The 18,697-nt window shown below is 31.6% G+C and carries 18 protein-coding genes and 2 pseudogenes; 18 read left to right on the forward strand and 2 right to left on the reverse strand.

What is annotated here, in order from left to right:
* The first annotated feature begins 98 nt into the window (after positions 1–98).
* The 5 genes from glpK to hfq all read left to right on the forward strand — a co-directional run bounded on the left by glpK (position 99) and on the right by hfq (position 5,850).
* Complete coding sequence (gene glpK, locus AC1RRU_RS01085) at positions 99–1,598, forward strand: glycerol kinase GlpK (RefSeq protein ID WP_011275899.1); 1,500 nt, start codon at positions 99–101, stop codon at positions 1,596–1,598.
* Positions 1,599–1,750: 152 nt separating this feature from the next.
* The gene (locus AC1RRU_RS01090; RefSeq protein WP_016930676.1) at positions 1,751–3,424 is read left to right on the forward strand and encodes a glycerol-3-phosphate dehydrogenase/oxidase; all 1,674 of its coding nucleotides are present in this window, start codon (positions 1,751–1,753) and stop codon (positions 3,422–3,424) included.
* Between the two features lie 292 nt (positions 3,425–3,716).
* Positions 3,717–4,640: an alpha/beta fold hydrolase gene (locus AC1RRU_RS01095; protein ID WP_011275897.1), complete on the forward strand. Its 924-nt coding sequence runs from the start codon at positions 3,717–3,719 to the stop codon at positions 4,638–4,640.
* 15 nt (positions 4,641–4,655) lie between these two features.
* The gene (gene miaA, locus AC1RRU_RS01100; protein ID WP_011275896.1) at positions 4,656–5,654 is read left to right on the forward strand and encodes a tRNA (adenosine(37)-N6)-dimethylallyltransferase MiaA; all 999 of its coding nucleotides are present in this window, start codon (positions 4,656–4,658) and stop codon (positions 5,652–5,654) included.
* On the forward strand, positions 5,608–5,850 hold the full coding sequence (gene hfq, locus AC1RRU_RS01105) for an RNA chaperone Hfq (protein ID WP_011275895.1): 243 nt from the start codon (positions 5,608–5,610) through the stop codon (positions 5,848–5,850). Before miaA ends, hfq begins: the two co-directional genes overlap by 47 nt.
* A 192-nt stretch (positions 5,851–6,042) precedes the next feature.
* On the opposite strand, the gene AC1RRU_RS01110 is transcribed toward hfq, so the two are convergent.
* Complete coding sequence (locus tag AC1RRU_RS01110; RefSeq protein WP_033079986.1) at positions 6,043–6,519, reverse strand: glutathione peroxidase; 477 nt, start codon at positions 6,517–6,519, stop codon at positions 6,043–6,045.
* 109 nt (positions 6,520–6,628) lie between these two features.
* On the opposite strand from AC1RRU_RS01110, the gene hflX reads away from it, so the two are divergent.
* The 10 genes and pseudogenes from hflX (at position 6,629) to AC1RRU_RS01160 (ending at position 14,125) form a co-directional block, all read left to right on the forward strand.
* Positions 6,629–7,867, forward strand: a complete 1,239-nt coding sequence (hflX, locus tag AC1RRU_RS01115; RefSeq protein ID WP_033079987.1) for a GTPase HflX — start codon at positions 6,629–6,631, stop codon at positions 7,865–7,867.
* Between the two features lie 19 nt (positions 7,868–7,886).
* Complete coding sequence (locus AC1RRU_RS01120; RefSeq protein ID WP_011275892.1) at positions 7,887–9,125, forward strand: methionine gamma-lyase family protein; 1,239 nt, start codon at positions 7,887–7,889, stop codon at positions 9,123–9,125.
* 202 nt (positions 9,126–9,327) lie between these two features.
* Entirely contained in the window at positions 9,328–9,693 is a 366-nt protein-coding gene (locus tag AC1RRU_RS01125; protein ID WP_011275891.1) for a MerR family transcriptional regulator, read from the forward strand.
* 20 nt (positions 9,694–9,713) lie between these two features.
* Complete coding sequence (glnA, locus tag AC1RRU_RS01130; RefSeq protein WP_011275890.1) at positions 9,714–11,054, forward strand: type I glutamate--ammonia ligase; 1,341 nt, start codon at positions 9,714–9,716, stop codon at positions 11,052–11,054.
* 291 nt (positions 11,055–11,345) lie between these two features.
* Positions 11,346–12,637, forward strand: a pseudogene (locus tag AC1RRU_RS01135) (minor capsid protein).
* Positions 12,634–12,828: a hypothetical protein gene (locus tag AC1RRU_RS01140; RefSeq protein ID WP_011275887.1), complete on the forward strand. Its 195-nt coding sequence runs from the start codon at positions 12,634–12,636 to the stop codon at positions 12,826–12,828. Before AC1RRU_RS01135 ends, AC1RRU_RS01140 begins: the two are co-directional and overlap by 4 nt.
* Before the next feature lie 76 nt (positions 12,829–12,904).
* A pseudogene (locus tag AC1RRU_RS01145) lies at positions 12,905–12,998 on the forward strand (hypothetical protein); the annotation flags it as partial.
* On the forward strand, positions 12,989–13,207 hold the full coding sequence (locus AC1RRU_RS01150) for a hypothetical protein (RefSeq protein ID WP_011275886.1): 219 nt from the start codon (positions 12,989–12,991) through the stop codon (positions 13,205–13,207). The pseudogene AC1RRU_RS01145 and the gene AC1RRU_RS01150, both read left to right, overlap by 10 nt.
* A 118-nt stretch (positions 13,208–13,325) precedes the next feature.
* Positions 13,326–13,499 carry a capsid assembly scaffolding protein Gp46 family protein gene (locus AC1RRU_RS01155; protein ID WP_080366936.1) on the forward strand — a complete coding sequence of 58 codons (174 nt, stop codon included), beginning with the start codon at positions 13,326–13,328 and terminating at the stop codon, positions 13,497–13,499.
* Between the two features lie 383 nt (positions 13,500–13,882).
* Positions 13,883–14,125, forward strand: a complete 243-nt coding sequence (locus tag AC1RRU_RS01160) for a hypothetical protein (protein ID WP_041615161.1) — start codon at positions 13,883–13,885, stop codon at positions 14,123–14,125.
* A gap of 563 nt (positions 14,126–14,688) precedes the next feature.
* Here AC1RRU_RS01160 and AC1RRU_RS01165 read toward each other — a convergent pair.
* Positions 14,689–15,714: a threonine aldolase family protein gene (locus tag AC1RRU_RS01165; RefSeq protein WP_493196418.1), complete on the reverse strand. Its 1,026-nt coding sequence runs from the start codon at positions 15,712–15,714 to the stop codon at positions 14,689–14,691.
* Positions 15,715–15,926: 212 nt separating this feature from the next.
* Here AC1RRU_RS01165 and AC1RRU_RS01170 point away from each other — a divergent pair, with 212 nt between their 5' ends.
* The 3 genes from AC1RRU_RS01170 (at position 15,927) to AC1RRU_RS01180 (ending at position 18,696) form a co-directional block, all read left to right on the forward strand.
* The gene (locus AC1RRU_RS01170) at positions 15,927–16,121 is read left to right on the forward strand and encodes a hypothetical protein (protein ID WP_011275881.1); all 195 of its coding nucleotides are present in this window, start codon (positions 15,927–15,929) and stop codon (positions 16,119–16,121) included.
* A 38-nt stretch (positions 16,122–16,159) separates the two neighbouring features.
* The gene (gene cls / locus AC1RRU_RS01175; protein ID WP_011275880.1) at positions 16,160–17,641 is read left to right on the forward strand and encodes a cardiolipin synthase; all 1,482 of its coding nucleotides are present in this window, start codon (positions 16,160–16,162) and stop codon (positions 17,639–17,641) included.
* 188 nt (positions 17,642–17,829) lie between these two features.
* Positions 17,830–18,696 carry an ABC transporter ATP-binding protein gene (locus AC1RRU_RS01180; RefSeq protein ID WP_011275879.1) on the forward strand — a complete coding sequence of 289 codons (867 nt, stop codon included), beginning with the start codon at positions 17,830–17,832 and terminating at the stop codon, positions 18,694–18,696.
* The last annotated feature ends 1 nt before the right edge of the window (position 18,697 follow it).

The raw sequence follows: 18,697 nt of genomic DNA on the forward strand, positions 1-18,697 counted from the left end.
ATTTTTTTGGAAAAGTGCTATACATATAGTACGCTTTCTTATTATTCAAAATTAAAAAATAAATGTTTTTATTCACATAGCAGAAAGGGAGAAAATTTATGGAAAAATACATCATGTCGATTGACCAAGGAACAACAAGTTCAAGAGCCATTCTATTTGATAAAGAAGGCGATATTAAAGGTGTTGCACAAAGAGAATTTAAGCAATATTTCCCTAAATCAGGGTGGGTAGAGCACGATGCTAATGAAATTTGGACTTCGGTATTAGCAGTTATGACTGAAGTATTAAATGAAAATGAAATTAACGCTGACCAAATTGAGGGTATTGGAATTACCAACCAGCGTGAAACGACAGTCATTTGGGATAAAAATACTGGACGTCCAATATACCATGCAATTGTTTGGCAATCCCGTCAAACACAATCAATTTGTCATGAATTGAAGGAACAAGGTCATGAAGAAACATTCCGTAATAAAACTGGATTATTGTTAGATCCTTACTTCGCTGGTACAAAAGTTAAATGGATTCTTGATAATGTTGATGGAGCTAGAGAAAAAGCTGAAAATGGTGATTTATTATTCGGTACAATTGATACATGGCTAGTTTGGAAGTTATCTGGTGGAGAAGCACATATTACAGATTATTCAAATGCTAGTCGTACTTTAATGTATAATATTTACGATTTACAATGGGATGATGAGCTACTTGATTTATTAAATGTACCTAAACAATTATTACCGGAAGTTAAAGAATCTAGTGAAATTTACGCTCACACTAAAGATTATCATTTCTTTGGTCAAGAGGTACCGATTTCAGGTATCGCTGGTGACCAACAAGCTGCACTATTTGGACAAGCTTGTTTCGAACGTGGAGATGTTAAAAATACTTACGGTACAGGCGGCTTTATGTTAATGAATACTGGTGAAGAACCAGTTAAATCTGAAAGTGGATTGTTAACTACTATTGCATACGGCTTAGACGGTAAAGTCAATTATGCACTTGAGGGTTCTATCTTTGTTTCAGGTTCAGCAATTCAATGGTTACGTGATGGACTAAGAATTATAAATTCTGCACCTCAATCAGAGAATTATGCTACACGTGTTGATTCTACAGATAATGTTTACTTCGTACCAGCATTTGTAGGATTAGGTACACCTTATTGGGATTCAGAGGCCAGAGGTGCTATATTTGGTCTAAGTCGCGGTACTGAAAAAGAACACTTTATTCGTGCGACTTTAGAATCTTTATGCTACCAAACTCGTGATGTTATGGAAGCTATGTCTAAGGACTCTAAGATTGAAGTGAACAATTTACGTGTTGACGGTGGCGCAGTTAAAAATAACTTTATCATGCAATTCCAAGCTGATATTGTAAATACTGCTGTAGAACGCCCTGAAATACAAGAAACAACAGCATTAGGTGCAGCTTATTTAGCAGGATTAGCTGTCGGTTTCTGGGATAGTAAAGATGAAATAGCAAATAGATGGCAATTAGAAACAGAATTTACACCACAGATGTCTGAAGAAGACAGAACTAAGTTATATAAAGGTTGGAAAAAAGCAGTTGAAGCTACTCAGGTCTTTAAATTGGAAGATTAATCTCTAAACATGGCTTAGTTTATTGAAGTGTGATATGATTAAATTAAGTTAATACATCAGTCGAGATTTGAGAGACCTGTTACATACAGTTTGATTCTGTATGGATAGGTCTCTCTTTTTTCGCATAAATAAAATATCGGAGGGGTATATTTATGGCTTTATCAACATTAAACAGAGAAGTAATTAAGAAAAATTTACAAAATGAAGAATACGATGTCGTTATTATCGGTGGTGGTATTACAGGTGCAGGTATTGCATTAGATGCGTCTCAACGAGGAATGAAAGTAGCTTTAGTAGAAATGCAAGATTTTGCTCAAGGTACAAGTTCCCGTTCTACTAAACTTGTTCACGGTGGTTTAAGATATTTAAAACAAGCTCAAATCAAAGTTGTAGCTGAAACGGGTAAAGAACGTGCGATTGTTTATGAAAATGGCCCTCATGTAACTACTCCTGAATGGATGTTATTACCAATGCACAAAGGCGGAACGTTTGGTAAATTCACAACTAACTTAGGTTTAACTGCTTATGACCGTTTAGCAGGCGTAAAAAAATATGAACGCAAGAAAATGTTAAGCAAAAAACAAACATTAAACAAAGAGCCATTGGTTAAAAAAGATGGACTTAAAGGTGGCGGTTATTACGTTGAATACCGTACTGATGATGCACGTTTAACAATTGAAGTTATGAAACGTGCTGAAGAAAATGGTGCAGAAATTTTAAATCACACGAAATCTACAGATTTCATTTACGATTCTAAATCAAAAGTAAGAGGTATTGAAGTTCAAGATCTACTTACTGGTGAAATGTATGAAATTAACGCTAAAAAAGTTATTAATGCAGCAGGCCCTTGGGTAGATGAAGTTCGTAAAAAAGATTATACACGTAACAATAAACAATTACGTTTAACTAAAGGTGTCCATGTAGTCATTGATCAATCTAAGTTTCCATTAAGACAAGCTGTTTATTTTGACACTGAAAAAGATGGTAGAATGATCTTTGCAATTCCACGTGAAGGTAAAGCATACGTTGGAACTACAGATACTTTCTATGATAATGACAAAACAAAACCTTTAACAACACAGGAAGATAGAGATTATCTAATTGATGCGATTAACTATATGTTCCCAGATGTTAATGTGAAAGATGAAGATATCGAATCAACTTGGGCAGGAGTTAGACCTTTAATTTTAGAAGATGGAAAAGACCCTTCTGAAATTTCACGTAAAGATGAAATTTGGGAAGGTAAATCAGGCTTATTAACAATCGCTGGTGGTAAATTAACAGGTTATCGTCATATGGCGCTTGAAATCGTAGATTTATTAGCTAAGCGCTTGAAACAAGAATATAAATTGACATTTGCTGAATGTAAAACAAAACATACACCAATTTCTGGTGGTGATGTAGGTGGTAGCGCTAACTTTGAAAGTTTCGTGGAACGCAAAGTTGAAGAAGGTAAAGCGATCGGACTTCAAGCCGATGTTGCCAAACGTTTAGCTTCTAAATATGGTTCTAACGTAGATAAACTATATAACATCGCACAAATTGCACAAGATAAAGATTTAAAATTACCTTTAGAATTGTACGTTGAGTTAGTATATAGTGTACAAAATGAAATGGTGTTTAAACCAACTGATTTCTTAATTCGTAGATCTGGTAAACTTTATTTCAATATCAATGAAGTTAAACAATATAAATATGCAGTCGTTGAAGAACTTGCTAAATTACTAAACTATACACAAAGTCAACAAAACGAATTCACTAAAGAAATTAATATTGCAATTGAAGAAGCGACTCGTGGAAATGAACAACTTGCAGTATTAAAATAAAATTAGTATTTATGTTTTGAAATTTAACATTTTTGATTAAATTCAAATATGACACTGATAACTAACTAGTAAATTAATTTTAAACTTCAAATTCGCAGTTAATATCTGAACTGAGAGAGCTTTAATATGAAGCTCATCTCAGTTCATTTTTTATAAAATAAAGTAATTTTATGTTATAAAGCATTAGTTGTTAAAATGAGTCTAACAATTTGATAACATTAAGAATGAAAGGTATATTTAAAGGAATATAAGCTTTATTGATTAAGTTATAATTTCACAAGGAGGCATATGCGTGAGTCAACAATCATTCAAAATTACCGTTGAAGACGGCACTATGATTGAAGTAAAAGTAGATAAGGCTAAGATTGCAACATTTGGTGTCGTCCATATCTTTCACGGGATGGCTGAGCATATGGATCGATATGAAGCACTTGTGCAAGCTTTAACACATCAAGGATATGATGTTATTCGACATAATCATCGAGGGCATGGTATTGATATTGATGAAAATGAAAGAGGTCATTACGATGATATGAATATCATTGCACAAGATGCATATGAAATAGCTCAAACACTTCACGGTTCAAATAACAATATTCCATATATCGTTTTGGGACATTCAATGGGCTCAATTATTGCGCGTTTATTTGTAGAGAAATATCCAGACATTGCGCAAGGTTTGATTCTCACTGGTACTGGTCAATATCCAAAATATAAAGGGATACCAGCCATCATCGTTTTAAAATTAATAACTTTAATTTTTGGGAAGCGTAGTCGCCTAGAATGGGTAAATCAATTTGTTTATAAATCGTTTAATAAAAAGATAGACCAACCTGAAACAAGTAGTGATTGGCTATCATCTAAACGCGATGAAATTAATAAATTTGTTAAGGATGATTACACTGGTTTCTTAGTGTCAAATCAATTAATTTACCAAACCGTTAAGAATATGATACGTACGGCAAATAATAATCAACTAAAAAAAATGAATGAACAATTACCAATACTTCTTATTTCTGGTAAGGATGATCCATTTGGAGATTATGGTAAAGGTATACGTAAATTAGGAAAGAAATTCAAACGTGCTGGAATAAATCATATAACAGTCCAACTTTATGCAAATAGAAGACATGAAATTTTATTTGAAGATGAAAAAGAAATGATTTGGAGTCATATGTTTGAATGGATCCAAAAACAAGTGTTAAAGAAAAAATAAAGTGAGGGATAACTATTGAGTGACATCAATAAACCGTTTTTGGTAGTTATAGTAGGTCCAACTGCATCAGGTAAAACAGAGTTAAGTATTGAACTTGCTAAACAAATTAACGGTGAAATCATTAGTGGGGATTCCATGCAAGTTTATAAACAAATGGACATTGGTACAGCTAAAGTTACTAATGAAGAGATGGATGGAATTCCTCATTATATGATTGATATTTTAAATCCAGATGACTCATTTTCTGTGTACGATTTCAAATTACGAGCTCAAGCACTAATAGAAGATATAACTTCAAGAGGAAAGATACCGATCATAGCAGGAGGAACAGGGTTATATATACAATCGTTAATATATGATTATCCTTTTGATGATGAGACAGTTTCAAAAGAAGTCGAACAGAAAACACAGTTACAATTACAAAAATTAGAACCATTAACTAATCAAGAAGTGCATGACTATTTAGCTACATTTGATCCACAATCTGCTAAAGACATACATCCAAATAATAGAAAAAGAGTGCTTAGAGCTATTGAATATTACTTAAATACAAAAAAACTTATAAGTTCTCGCAAGAAAGTACAACAATTTACAGAAAATTATGATACATTATTAATAGGGATTGAAATGTCGCGCAAAACATTATATTCAAGAATAAATAAACGTGTAGATATTATGTTGGGCCACGGATTATTTAATGAAGTGAAGAACCTAGTAGAACAGGGTTATGAATCTACTCAAAGTATGCAAGCAATTGGTTATAAAGAGCTGGTACCTGTTGTGAATGGTGAGTTATCAATAGACCAAGCAGTTGAAACGTTAAAACAACATTCTAGACAATATGCTAAGCGACAATTGACATGGTTCAAGAATAAATTGACTGTTCAATGGTTTAATAGAGAGACAATGTCACTTCAAATGATGTTAGATGAGATTACAACCCAAATAAATAAAAGGAGTTCTAAACATGATTGCAAACCACAACATCCAAGATCAAGCACTAGAGAACTTTAAATCACAACAAACAGAAGTTACAGTTTTCTTTTTAAATGGCTTTCAAATGAAAGGTGTTATTGAAGACTTTGACAAATATGTTGTAAGTTTAGTTTCTCAAGGTAAACAACATTTGATATACAAACATGCGATCAGCACATTTACTGTAGAGACTGAAGTTTCAGATTCTGAAGAATCAGTAAATAGTGAAGAATAAGTTGTAATTAAAGTGCAACGTTGCAAGTTCTTAAGAGCGTAGACAACGGTCTTAATGACAGTGTAACTTGTAATAAACTCATCAAATTTTAGCACTTTTGACAAATAGAGGAATGTTTGTAATATAAAAAGCTTCATTATAGAGTTGCTATTTCACTCTATAATGAAGCTTTTTATTGTATTAAAACAATATCTATAATAATTTTTCAATATCTTTTTCGATTTGAGCTGGTTTCTTTTGAGGTGAGAAACGACTTACAACGTTACCATCACGATCAACTAAGAATTTAGTGAAGTTCCATTTGATTTTTTCACTTAACATTCCTTTAGCTGCATCAGTTAAGTAGCGGAATAAAGGATGTTGATTTTCACCTTTGACATCTACTTTTTCATGGATAGGGAAAGTCACACCGTAATTAATTTTACAGTTTTGATTAGCTTCTGCACCTGAACCAGGTTCTTGGCCACCAAATTGATTACATGGAAAACCTAATATCACAAAACCTTGGTCTTTGTATTTTTCATACAATGCTTGTAAGCCTTCAAATTGTGGCGTGAAACCACATTCACTAGCAGTATTAACGATTAGCATTACTTTGCCTTTGTATTCTTCTAATTTATAATCTTCACCATTGGACTTTTGTACAACAAAATCATATATATTTTCCATAGTATCACCCTTTCGATATAAGTTTAATGTAACATAATTTTAGTGGATAGTCTTTGCATAGACACTATGATAGAATATTTGAGAAACATATAAGAAGGAGATGTATAACATGACTCAGCAAATTACTCATGAAACAAAGAAAAAATTGGAAACTGCTGTATTAGTCGGTGTACATGCTCAAAATGATAACGAATTTAATTTTGATTCAACAATGGAAGAATTAAAAGCCCTATCTTTGACTTGTCAGCTAGATGTTAAAGGACAAGTTACTCAAAATAGAGAACAAGTCGATCATAAATATTACGTTGGTAAAGGTAAGATTGATGAACTTAAAGCTTTTATTGAATTCCATGATATAGACGTCGTAGTAACGAATGATGAGTTAACTACCGCTCAATCAAAAACATTAAATGATAATTTGGGCATTAAAATTATCGATAGAACACAATTGATTTTAGAAATATTTGCCTTAAGAGCTAGCAGTCGCGAAGGTAAATTACAAGTCGAATTAGCGCAATTAGATTATTTATTGCCAAGACTTCAAGGACATGGTAAGAGTTTATCAAGACTAGGTGGTGGCATAGGTACACGTGGTCCTGGTGAAACGAAGTTAGAAATGGACAGACGTCACATTCGAACACGTATGAATGAAATTAAACATCAATTAAAAACTGTAGTGGAACACAGGGAACGTTATCGTAGCAAACGTGAACAAAATCAAGTCTTTCAGATTGCACTCGTAGGCTATACAAATGCGGGGAAATCGTCATGGTTCAATGTATTATCTGGCGAAGAAACCTTTGAAAAGGATTTACTTTTTGCAACATTAGATCCTAAAACACGTCAAATTCAAATAAATGAAGGATTTAATTTAATTATTTCAGATACTGTAGGTTTCATTCAAAAGTTACCAACGACCTTGATTGCAGCCTTTAAATCAACTTTAGAAGAAGCAAAAGGTGCAGATTTATTATTACATGTTGTTGATGCGAGTCATCCAGAATATCGTTCTCAATATGATACAGTAAATCAATTGATTAATGATTTAGATATGAATCAAATACCACAAGAGGTTATATTTAATAAGAAGGATCAATGTGGTGATAGTGATGATAAACCATTATCTGCGTCTCCATCCATCTTTGTCTCTAGCCGTGATGAAGAAGATAAATTAAAAGTAAAGGCACTTTTAATAGATCAAGTTAAATCAACACTAAGTTTCTATGAAGAGATTGTCCCTAGTACAAACGCAGATAGACTTTATTTCTTAAAGCAGCATACACTCATTGAAGAAATGAATTTTAATCCTGAAAATGAAACTTACATCATTACTGGATATAAAAAATGATAAAAGGAAGTATATGAAAATGTCAGATATTACATCAATGGTTAAAGACGTAGAGAAGACGTTGGCACCATATTTTAAAGAAATAGAAGAAATTGCATATAGTAATCAAGAAAAAGTTCTGAATGCTTTTCATTACGTTAAAGCTACTGAGAGTGATTTAGTTGGAAGTACAGGATATGGATATGATGATTTTGGTCGGGACCATTTGGAAGAAATCTATGCACATACATTTAAAGCTGAAGATGCTATTGTGCGCCCGCAAATCATTTCTGGTACACATGCGATTACTCTAGCACTTCAAAGTACACTTAAATACGGAGATGAACTATTATATATTACTGGAAGTCCATATGATACGTTGCTTGAAGTTATAGGGGTAAATGGAAATGGCATTGAAAGCTTGAAAGAACACGGTGTCGAATTTAAAGAGGTCCCTTTAAAAGATGGACAAATAGATATTCAATCCTCAATTGAAGCCATTTCAGAAAAGACGAAAGTAGTAGCCATTCAACGTTCAAAAGGGTATGACCAAAGACCTTCAATTACTATCGATGAAATTGAATCTGCTATCCATGCAATTAAATCACAATACCCCAATGTCATTGTCTTTGTGGATAATTGTTATGGAGAATTTGTAGAGCAACGTGAACCTATTGAAGTTGGTGCAGATTTGATAGCAGGTTCATTAATTAAGAACCCAGGTGGCGGCCTAGCTAAAATTGGTGGCTATATCGCTGGACGTAAAGATTTAATCGAACGTTGTGGCTATCGATTAACAGCGCCTGGAATTGGTAAAGAGGCAGGCGCATCATTGTATTCGTTACAAGAGATGTATCAAGGCTTCTTCTTAGCACCACATGTAGTTAGTCAGAGTTTGAAAGGTGCATTATTTACAAGCTTACTCCTTGAAAAAATGAAAATGAAAACAGTTCCTAAATACAATGTTAAACGTACCGATTTAATACAGACTGTTCAATTTGATGCAAAAGAACAAATGATAGCATTTTGCCAAAGTATTCAACATGCTTCACCAATTAATGCTCATTTTAGTCCAGAACCAAGCTATATGCCTGGTTATGAAGATGATGTCATTATGGCAGCCGGTACTTTTGTTCAAGGGTCTTCAATTGAATTGTCTGCAGATGGACCTATTAGACCACCGTATGAAGCTTATGTACAAGGCGGATTAACATATGAACATGTTAAATTAGCTGTTACACGTGCAGTTACTTATTTAAAAGAACAAAATTTGATATAGAAAATGTATCCCTACTTGAGTTGAGTAGGGATTTTTTGAAAAAAGTTATAATTCAATATAAATTACTTGTTATAAAAGACATTGTAATTACTATCAAATATAGCTTTTATAAATCTATGTAAGAAAACCTAACATATTTTTGTAATACGCTTTAAACTATGCTAAATTAGTATCAAGTTCAAAAGTAGAGGTGAGGTTATTAATGTCTAACGATAAAATCAGACGTAATATGGCCGTGTTCTCTATGAGTGTTGTTTGTAAATTAACAGAACTCACTGCAAGACAAATCCGCTACTATGAAACACATGAACTTGTCATGCCCGAGCGTACAGAAGGAAATAAGCGATTATTCTCGTTAAATGATTTAGAAAGACTCCTTGAAATTAAATCTTTGATTGAAAAGGGATTTAACCTTAAAGGAATTAAACAAATCATAACTAATAATCAAGGGCATTTAACATCAGATGAACAAGAGATTAGAAAAAGAATGATTGTAGACGCAACGCAGAAACCACCTGGTGAAGCTTTGCCAATAAATCGTGGGGATTTATCACGGTTTATTAAATAAATTTTTGGAGGATTTCTACCATGCCTAAACGTACATTTAGTAAAGATGACATTCGTAAGTTTGCAAAAGAAGAAAACGTTAGATACTTAAGATTACAATTCACAGATATCTTAGGAACAATCAAGAACGTTGAAGTACCAGTTAGCCAATTAGAAAAAGTATTAGATAACGAAATGATGTTTGATGGTTCATCAATCGAAGGTTTCGTACGTATCGAAGAATCTGACATGTATTTATGCCCAGATTTAGATACTTGGGTTATCTTCCCATGGACTGCCGGTCAAGGTAAAGTAGCTCGTTTAATTTGTGATGTTTATACTACTGACGGTGAACCATTTGCTGGTGACCCACGTAACAACTTAAAACGTGTGTTGAAAGAAATGGAAGATATGGGCTATACAGATTTCAACTTAGGGCCTGAACCAGAGTTCTTCTTATTCAAATTAGATGAAAAAGGTGAACCAACATTAGAATTAAATGACAATGGTGGTTACTTCGATTTAGCACCAACAGACTTAGGTGAAAATTGCCGTCGTGACATTGTGTTAGAACTTGAAGATATGGGATTTGATATCGAAGCAAGTCACCACGAAGTTGCGCCAGGACAACATGAAATTGACTTTAAATACGCAGATGCGATTACTGCTTGTGATAACATCCAAACATTTAAATTAGTTGTTAAAACAATTGCACGTAAGCATAATTTACATGCAACATTCATGCCAAAACCATTATTCGGTGTTAACGGAAGCGGAATGCACTTCAACGTATCATTATTTAAAGGTAAAGAAAATGCATTCTTCGATCCAAATGGTGAAATGCAATTAACTGAAGATGCTTATCACTTTACTGCAGGTATCTTAAATAATGCACGTGGATTCACAGCTGTGTGTAACCCATTAGTAAACTCTTATAAACGTTTAGTTCCTGGTTACGAAGCACCTTGTTATATCGCTTGGAGTGGTAAAAACCGTTCACCATTAGTACGTGTGCCATCTTCAAGAGGATTATCAACTCGTATTGAAGTACGTTCAGTAGACCCAGCTGCTAACCCTTACATGGCATTAGCAACAATCCTACAAGCTGGTTTAGATGGTATTAAGAACAAAACTAAAGTTCCAGAACCAGTCAACCAAAATATTTATGAAATGAACCGTGAAGAACGTGAAGCTGTAGGTATCCAAGACTTACCTTCAACACTTTACACTGCTTTAAAAGCTATGCGTGAAAATGACACAGTTAAAAAAGCGTTAGGTAATCACATTTACAATCAATTTATAAACTCTAAATCAATTGAATGGGATTATTATAGAACTCAAGTTTCTGAGTGGGAACGCGATCAATATATGAAACAATACTAATCGCTAAGCAAAAAGGGGAAAGACTTAGTGGTACAAGGAGTTAAGGCATCTTGCCTTAGCTTCTTTTTTGTGTTGGAAAAGCTAAATTTACTTGACCATTTTTGTGAAGAAATTGAAATTGGTCAAGTTTTGGTCAAGTACACTTTAAAAAACATTCTTAATATACTTCTCAAAATTTTCTTTATCATTATCATGCATTTTTGTTAGATGACTATACTTTTCATTAATAATACTTTTAGATTTGTGGATTAACCTCTTCAATCAATTTCATAGGTATATTACTAATCATTAATTTGTGATGCCCAAGCTACTTCAGAAATAGAACTCATTATTATGTTAATGTATGCAGAAATAATGAGAGAACTACTCGCTTTTTATGAAAAATATGCAACGAATACTGGGTTTAACCATTCAAGAAGTCGTGAAAAAAGCAGATGACTTTGATGTATATGTGTTTCGAAACAAAGCTAAAAAATATGTGAAGCGTATAGATTTTAGCGATGAAGCAAACAAAGCACTTAAACTGTATAACTTGACTATGAAAGTATCTAGAGAAAAATTATTAAAGCAACAATTAGATTTGATGGTCAAAGATTCTACTTTGGATATTCAAGATAAGCTAGAAAATAAGTTAGTTGAGGCAGTGGATAGAGAAGTTGAAAGACAGGCACACATTCTTGGTGAACATGTAAAAATTGATGACAATGAAGTAAAAGCAGTTGTGAATAGTAACTTCAAAGGCGTTAACTGGTCAACTAGATTATGGCAAGATATGGCTTTAGTTCAAAAAGAAGTGGAAACAACGACGAGCAATGTATTACTTAGAGGGAGACATCCTAATGAGTATGTATCTGAGTTTAAAAAGCAAACAAATTCCACTACTTATAATGCTAGTAGATTATTAGTTACTGAATCAGCACGTGTGCAGGCTGAATCACAGAAGCTAACTTATCTTAAAGAATTAGGTAAAGATGGGGAATATAAATATGTGGCTAAAATTGATAAAAAAACATCTAAAATTTGTCACTCATTAAATGGCAATGTATTTAAATTTAAAGATATGATACCTGGAGTTAATGCTCTACCGCAGAAGTACTACAGTACCACATGTGGGAAACTGGCGGAATAAATTCTTTAATGAGCGTAAAGGTAAGTATCAGACAGAGAATAAAGTAATTGAAAAAGAAAAATTACAAGAACAGGCAAAAAAAGAAATGCTTGATATGATACATAGTGGTAAAATAAGAATAGATATAAATCCTGAAAAACAAAATAGACATTGTAAAAATCATAGACTTTTTGAAGAAAGTAAATCGAAAGCCATTAAAAATAATTATATGCTTCCAAGCTACACTACTATACCTAATCGAGAATTGAATAAATTACTTATGGAAAAATCAAATACTGGTATAATGTTATTAGTTAACAATAAATTTAATAAAAAAGAAATTATAGACTTTGGTGTTGTAATTGGAAAAGCTTTTGTAAATGGTCGTTATATTAATACTAAATTAGGGAAAGTACATTATTCTAAGACAGGTACACATGTAGTTCCTTATATTAAGAAGGAGATGAAAAAATGAGAATAGCTAGGTCTTACGGACATAAAGTAAACGTAGTTTTAAATGATGATAATAAACTTTTTGGAGATGTAATAAATTTTGAAAATCCATATGAAAGTGATTCAGCAAATTTTGTAATGGATTTAGAAACTGAATTAGGTATTTACTCTATTGATGACTCTGAAATTAAAGAAATAAGAATAATATCTTAATGGCATCCTTTCTACCCATATAAATAGAAAGTGGTGCTATTTTTATACACTTTTTCAACCTTCTACGGAAGGTTATTTTTTATGTCCAAAACGTGCTGATGACGTTATAAAAGCAAGTATGGAATGAAAAGTCGACAGACTATAAACGGAGGTATATCTCATGGAAAACAACCAAAGTAATATTACTGAAGAAGCAAAAAGCAATGAGAATTTAGAAACACCTAATGAACAAATCCAACAAAATGAGAAAACATTTTCCCAAGAAGAAGTATCTCAAATGATTAAAGACCGTCTAGCTAGAGAAAGAAGAAAATCTGATGAAGTCTGGGACATAAATAATATAATAATGCTATCTAGCAAATTCACAGTAGCTGACTGAACTGAGAAGGCGCTTAAATCAAGCTTTTCTCAGTTCTAGTCATCCTTGCAGGGTTGAGACGACGAATTTAAAAGAATTCTGTCCCACTCCCATTCAAGAAGCTGAAAAACTGGCCAAGATGAATAAAGACCAAAAAAGTCAATATGAGATAGAAAAACTTTTGAAAGAGAATGAAGCATTAAAAGCTGAAAAGGCATTATCTCAAATGAGAAATGAAACGCGTTCAATGCTTAGTGAATCAGGTGTAGAAAACTTTGATGATCAAATTGTAGACATAATAGGAAAACCCTAATTTAATTGCTGAACTAAAATGCGTTTTTAATATCTTGCGATAAAATTTAAATTTATACTTTTTCGTTATATTATAAAATTAATATAATATAATTAAATTAAAGGATGATCTTGAAGTCTGAGAGTAATCGACGCAGGTAAGAAGTATGTAATAGTTAATAATTTATAAGGGGATGAGTTTTATGAGTAGAGAATTGAGAAGAAAGTTAACTTTTTATATTAATGTAGTTACTTTATTGTTAGCTATGGTTAACTTCTTTAAGAAATAAAAGGAGTGTTTAACATTATGAAAATCAACAGGGATCAAATATCTCTATATTTAACAATAGGGATTTTTATATTAGTATTACTTGCTTTAATATCTAGCTTTATAAATTAATATTTATGAATAAATTGATTGAATATAAACTAGAAAACTTACTGAAAAATTATAAGAGGCAATATGTTTCAGTAGGTATTAAAGATTTAGCAACTTTAACAGGGTTAAGTAAATCAACCCTTCAAAATAAAATAGTTTGTAAACCTGAAATAGTCGAAGTAACTCGCCGGATGGGATTTAGAGTAATATATCTTTATCCAGAAGTGCTTGATGCTTATCAAAAAGTTATTAATAGAATAGGCATTTAATAAATGAGCAGAGATTTTTAAAAGAGTTGACTACTTGAATTTTTTGCATTTTCACTATGAACAAGCAATTCTAGTTTTAATTTCTTTTATGATTGAGTACCAATGCTATTTTATATTTTAGTTTTTGCGGTTACGTTTAGAACTTTTATTTTACCCCAATGTGCTATAAGAATTATGAATTACATGTTTTTGTGTTTAGTCATAAAATTCTCCACCTTATTTTTCACTTTTATAGCAATTACTTATTAAATTAGTAGTTTAAATTATAAAAATTTAATAAACTTTTAGATGACGAATATAAAAAACAAAGTATAATATTCTGGTATGCAACCTAAAATGTAAATATTAATAGGGGCAACTAATAAAATTAGCAGTATTACAAAATACTTTTTAAAGGGGAATAAACATGGAATTTAATTTTGAAATTACTGTTGAAAATGGTAAAACAACTAAAAAAGACAAGATAATAGCGTTCATCAGTTTAATTGTATTAATATGCTGTATTTATTATAAACTACATTAAAAAACAGGATTTCCTTTTAGGAAGTCCTGTTTTTCAGATGTTAAATTAACTCTAATAACTTATCTACATTTTCTTCGGTAGTAGCCCAACTTGTCGCAAATCTAACAACACGATGATTATCATCATATTTCTCCCAAATCGCGAACTTTACTTTTTGTTTCAACGCTTTAATCTTTTCTTCACTAAGTACAAAAAATTGTTGATTAGTAGGTGAATCAAAGTAAAGTTGATAGCCTTTTTCAAGAAATCCTTTTTTCATTTTATTAGCCATATTAATGGCATGACGGCTAATATCTAAATATAAATTATTAGTGAATAATTCCAGAAATTGTACACCTACTAAACGACCTTTAGCAAGTAAAGCACCATGTTGTTTGATTCGAGTGGTAAAGTGTTTTGGCTCATTATTTTTAGTGAATACGATGGCTTCACCACATAACGCACCTATTTTAGTACCACCTATATAAAAGATATCACAGTTTTTAGCAATGTCTTCAAATGTTAAATCACTTTGATCACTCATTAAACCATAGCCTAAACGCGCACCATCCATAAATAAAGGTACATTATGTTCTTTACACACGTCAGCAAGATTCTTCAATTCTTTTTTACTATACAAAGTACCGTATTCTGTAGGGTGTGAAATATAAACCATTCCTGGAAAGACCATGTGTTCACGTTTAAAATCATTGTAAAACGTATCTAGAGATGCATTAACTTCTTTTGGTCTAATTTTACCTTCGTGAGATGGGACAGTTAAAACTTTATGACCACTAAATTCAATAGCACCGCCCTCATGTACAGCTACGTGACCAGTGTCAGCTGAAATCACACCTTCATATGGCTCTAGTACCGAATTAATAACAACTTGATTGGTTTGCGTACCACCAACTAAGAATCGTACAGTCGCTTCTGGACAATTGATAACAGATTTTATTTGTTCTGCTGCTTGCTTTGAAAATTGATCATCACCATAGCCAGAGGCCTGGATTAAATTGGTATCAAATAATCGTTGTAATACGTTTTCATGTGCACCTTCAAGGTAGTCATTTTCAAAAGAAATCATATAATACCCCACAATCTAAATAATTTAATTATTCTGAAAATTTAATAGAATGACTTTAGTATACAATAATTTATCTCTTATGTGAATTTAATATTTTAAATATATAATTGTAAGCGTTTTAATAAAATATAAGTTATAGAATGAATTAATTTGCGATTTAAATGTAAAAAGACTATGATTTAATCAAATAAGTTGAAATGGAGTGTTGTAGAATGAGTAAAATCAAATTTAAAAAGATTCAAGAAAAAACACTGGATGAGTTAGAAAAAGAAATTAATATGTATCTTGAAAGTGATGAAGGAAGTCAATTTGAAGTTCTAAATATTTCAATAGACAAAATAGAAGAACGTAAATTTCCAAATAATGAAGAAGTGCTAAATGCCATCTTGATCTTAAATGCTAAGTAAATAATTTAAATTATAAAATTAAATAGGAGTATTATTTTATGAAATTCATGTTCGGCCCAGATTTGGGAACTGTTTTTACGATTTTATTAGCACTAGGCTTTGTGATAAATCTAGTATTAGCTTTTATTATCATCTTTTTAGAAAGAAATAGAAGAAGTGCGTCTTCTACATGGGCGTGGCTCTTTGTATTGTTTGTTTTACCATTAATCGGGTTTATTCTTTATTTATTTTTTGGCAGAACTGTTTCAAAAAGAAAAATGGAGAAAAATAATGGTAAGGAATTAGATACATTTAAAAGTGTTATAAAGGATCAAGTTAAACAATTTGATGCACACAATTATCAAACTGATAATCAACAAGTAACAAAACACAGAGATTTAATTAGAATGTTATTAAACAAACAAGATGCATTTTTAACCGAAGATAATCACATTGACTTATTTACAGATGGTAATAAGCTATATGAGAAAGTCATTGAAGACATTTATAACGCTAAGAACTACATACATTTAGAGTATTATACATTTGAACTTGATGGCTTAGGTCATCGTATTCTAGATGCATTAGAAACGAAACTCAAAGAAGGGCTAGAAGTAAAAATATTATATGATGATGTAGGCTCTAAAAAAGTAAGAATGTCGAAATTTCATCATTTTGAATCATTAGGTGGCGAAGTTGAAGCTTTTTTTGCATCTAAGTTTCCACTTATCAATTTTAGAATGAATAACCGTAATCATAGAAAAATTATAGTGATTGATGGTCAAGTTGGTTACATCGGAGGGTTTAATATTGGCGATGATTATTTAGGACTTGGTAAACTAGGATATTGGAGAGATACACATATACGTGTTGAAGGTGACGTTATAGACGCATTACAAATACGTTTTATATTAGATTGGAATTCACAAGCGCACCGCCCACAATTTGAATATGATGATAAATACTTCCCTAAAAAAAGACAGCATAAAGGGAAATCAGCGATTCAAATTGCTTCAAGTGGTCCAGCATTTGATTTACATCAGATTGAATATGGATATACTAAAATGATTATGAGTGCAAAAAAATCTATATATATGCAAAGCCCTTACTTTATTCCAGATCAATCGTATATCAATGCACTTAAAATGGCAGCGAATGCTGGCGTTGATGTACACTTGATGATTCCATGTAAACCAGATCATCCGTTTGTATATTGGGCGACATTTTCATATGCTGCTGAATTGTTAAATAGTGGTGTGAAAATCTATACATATCAAAATGGATTTATCCACTCTAAAGTTATGATGATTGATGATGAAATTTGTAGTGTCGGTTCAGCTAATATGGATTATCGTAGTTTCGCGTTAAACTTTGAAGTGAATGCTTTTATTTATGATGAAGAAATCGCTAAAGAAATCAGAGTTGCATATGAAGATGACATTAAAAAATCAAAATTATTAACTTTAGAAAAATACAATAACCGTTCGCTTTCAATTAAAGTTAAAGAAGATATTGCTAAATTAGTATCACCAATTTTATAGCATATAGAATCTATTATAATAGTTAAAAATTATGAGATTAAGCAATTTAATGTTGCTTAATCTCTTTTTTGCTACCTCGTCGTAGTTAATATGACAAATGTCATATTAAAATCGTGACAATTTGAACTAATTTTAAATTCGATTAAAAGATAAAGTAGATATATAAATTAAAAGGATGTGAGGTCGTTATGATATATATTAATCAATTAAAGAAATCGTTTGGTAAAAAGACAGTTTTGAATAATATCTCATTAGATATCGAGGAAGGAAAGTGTACTGCATTAATCGGAAAAAATGGTGCAGGAAAGTCCACTTTAATAGATATACTTATTGGTCATAAGCATGCGAATAGTGGAACAGTCGAAGATAAACTTAATTTAATATCCTCACATAATATGGGCATATTATTTCAAACTACGAATTTACCTAAGCTCATTAAAGTAAAAGAACTATATCATTTATATCAACAATTATATACCAATCCTATGACATTTAATGAGTTTCAAAAATTAACTCAATTTTCTAATCTTCAATTGGAACAATATGCTAATAAATTATCAGGAGGTCAAAAGAGATTACTAGACTTTGTTCTAACTTTAATAGGCAAACCTCAATTTTTAATATTAGATGAACCAACAACATCAATGGATATTGAAACAAGAGAACACTTTTGGAATCTAATTGAACAACTTAAAGAAGATGGTATAACTATACTTTACACCTCTCATTATATTGAAGAAGTCGAAAGAATGGCTGATAAAGTTGTCTATTTAGAACAAGGAAGTATCAAAATTAATGATACACCACATAATATCTTATTTAGTCAAAATAATTCAATTATTGAAATAATGACCTTTACGGAAGAACAATATCAAATACTTTCAGAAACATATGATATAGAAATTACGAATGGTAACTTAAAAATTCAAACAGAAAATGTTGAAGCAGTTATTACAAATCTAATTAAAATAAATGTAGATTTAAATCAAATCACAATTTATAAAAAATCTTTATTGGAACTCATGTTTTCAAAAGAAGAAAGAGTGGTGCAATAGA

It is taken from the genome of Staphylococcus sp. GW821-FHT11H10 (genome assembly GCF_058807855.1).

Bases quoted from the DNA above. Each gene is read 5' to 3' on its own strand.
- glpK (WP_011275899.1), top strand. From the start codon at position 99: ATGGAAAAATACATCATGTCGATTGACCAAGGAACAACAAGTTCAAGA.
- AC1RRU_RS01090 (WP_016930676.1), top strand. From the start codon at position 1,751: ATGGCTTTATCAACATTAAACAGAGAAGTAATTAAGAAAAATTTACAA.
- hfq (WP_011275895.1), top strand. From the start codon at position 5,608: ATGATTGCAAACCACAACATCCAAGATCAAGCACTAGAGAACTTTAAA.
- AC1RRU_RS01110 (WP_033079986.1), bottom strand. From the start codon at position 6,519: ATGGAAAATATATATGATTTTGTTGTACAAAAGTCCAATGGTGAAGAT.
- hflX (WP_033079987.1), top strand. From the start codon at position 6,629: ATGACTCAGCAAATTACTCATGAAACAAAGAAAAAATTGGAAACTGCT.
- AC1RRU_RS01120 (WP_011275892.1), top strand. From the start codon at position 7,887: ATGTCAGATATTACATCAATGGTTAAAGACGTAGAGAAGACGTTGGCA.
- AC1RRU_RS01125 (WP_011275891.1), top strand. From the start codon at position 9,328: ATGTCTAACGATAAAATCAGACGTAATATGGCCGTGTTCTCTATGAGT.
- glnA (WP_011275890.1), top strand. From the start codon at position 9,714: ATGCCTAAACGTACATTTAGTAAAGATGACATTCGTAAGTTTGCAAAA.
- AC1RRU_RS01140 (WP_011275887.1), top strand. From the start codon at position 12,634: ATGAGAATAGCTAGGTCTTACGGACATAAAGTAAACGTAGTTTTAAAT.
- AC1RRU_RS01150 (WP_011275886.1), top strand. From the start codon at position 12,989: ATGGAAAACAACCAAAGTAATATTACTGAAGAAGCAAAAAGCAATGAG.
- AC1RRU_RS01155 (WP_080366936.1), top strand. From the start codon at position 13,326: ATGAATAAAGACCAAAAAAGTCAATATGAGATAGAAAAACTTTTGAAA.
- AC1RRU_RS01160 (WP_041615161.1), top strand. From the start codon at position 13,883: ATGAATAAATTGATTGAATATAAACTAGAAAACTTACTGAAAAATTAT.
- AC1RRU_RS01165 (WP_493196418.1), bottom strand. From the start codon at position 15,714: ATGATTTCTTTTGAAAATGACTACCTTGAAGGTGCACATGAAAACGTA.
- AC1RRU_RS01170 (WP_011275881.1), top strand. From the start codon at position 15,927: ATGAGTAAAATCAAATTTAAAAAGATTCAAGAAAAAACACTGGATGAG.
- cls (WP_011275880.1), top strand. From the start codon at position 16,160: ATGAAATTCATGTTCGGCCCAGATTTGGGAACTGTTTTTACGATTTTA.
- AC1RRU_RS01180 (WP_011275879.1), top strand. From the start codon at position 17,830: ATGATATATATTAATCAATTAAAGAAATCGTTTGGTAAAAAGACAGTT.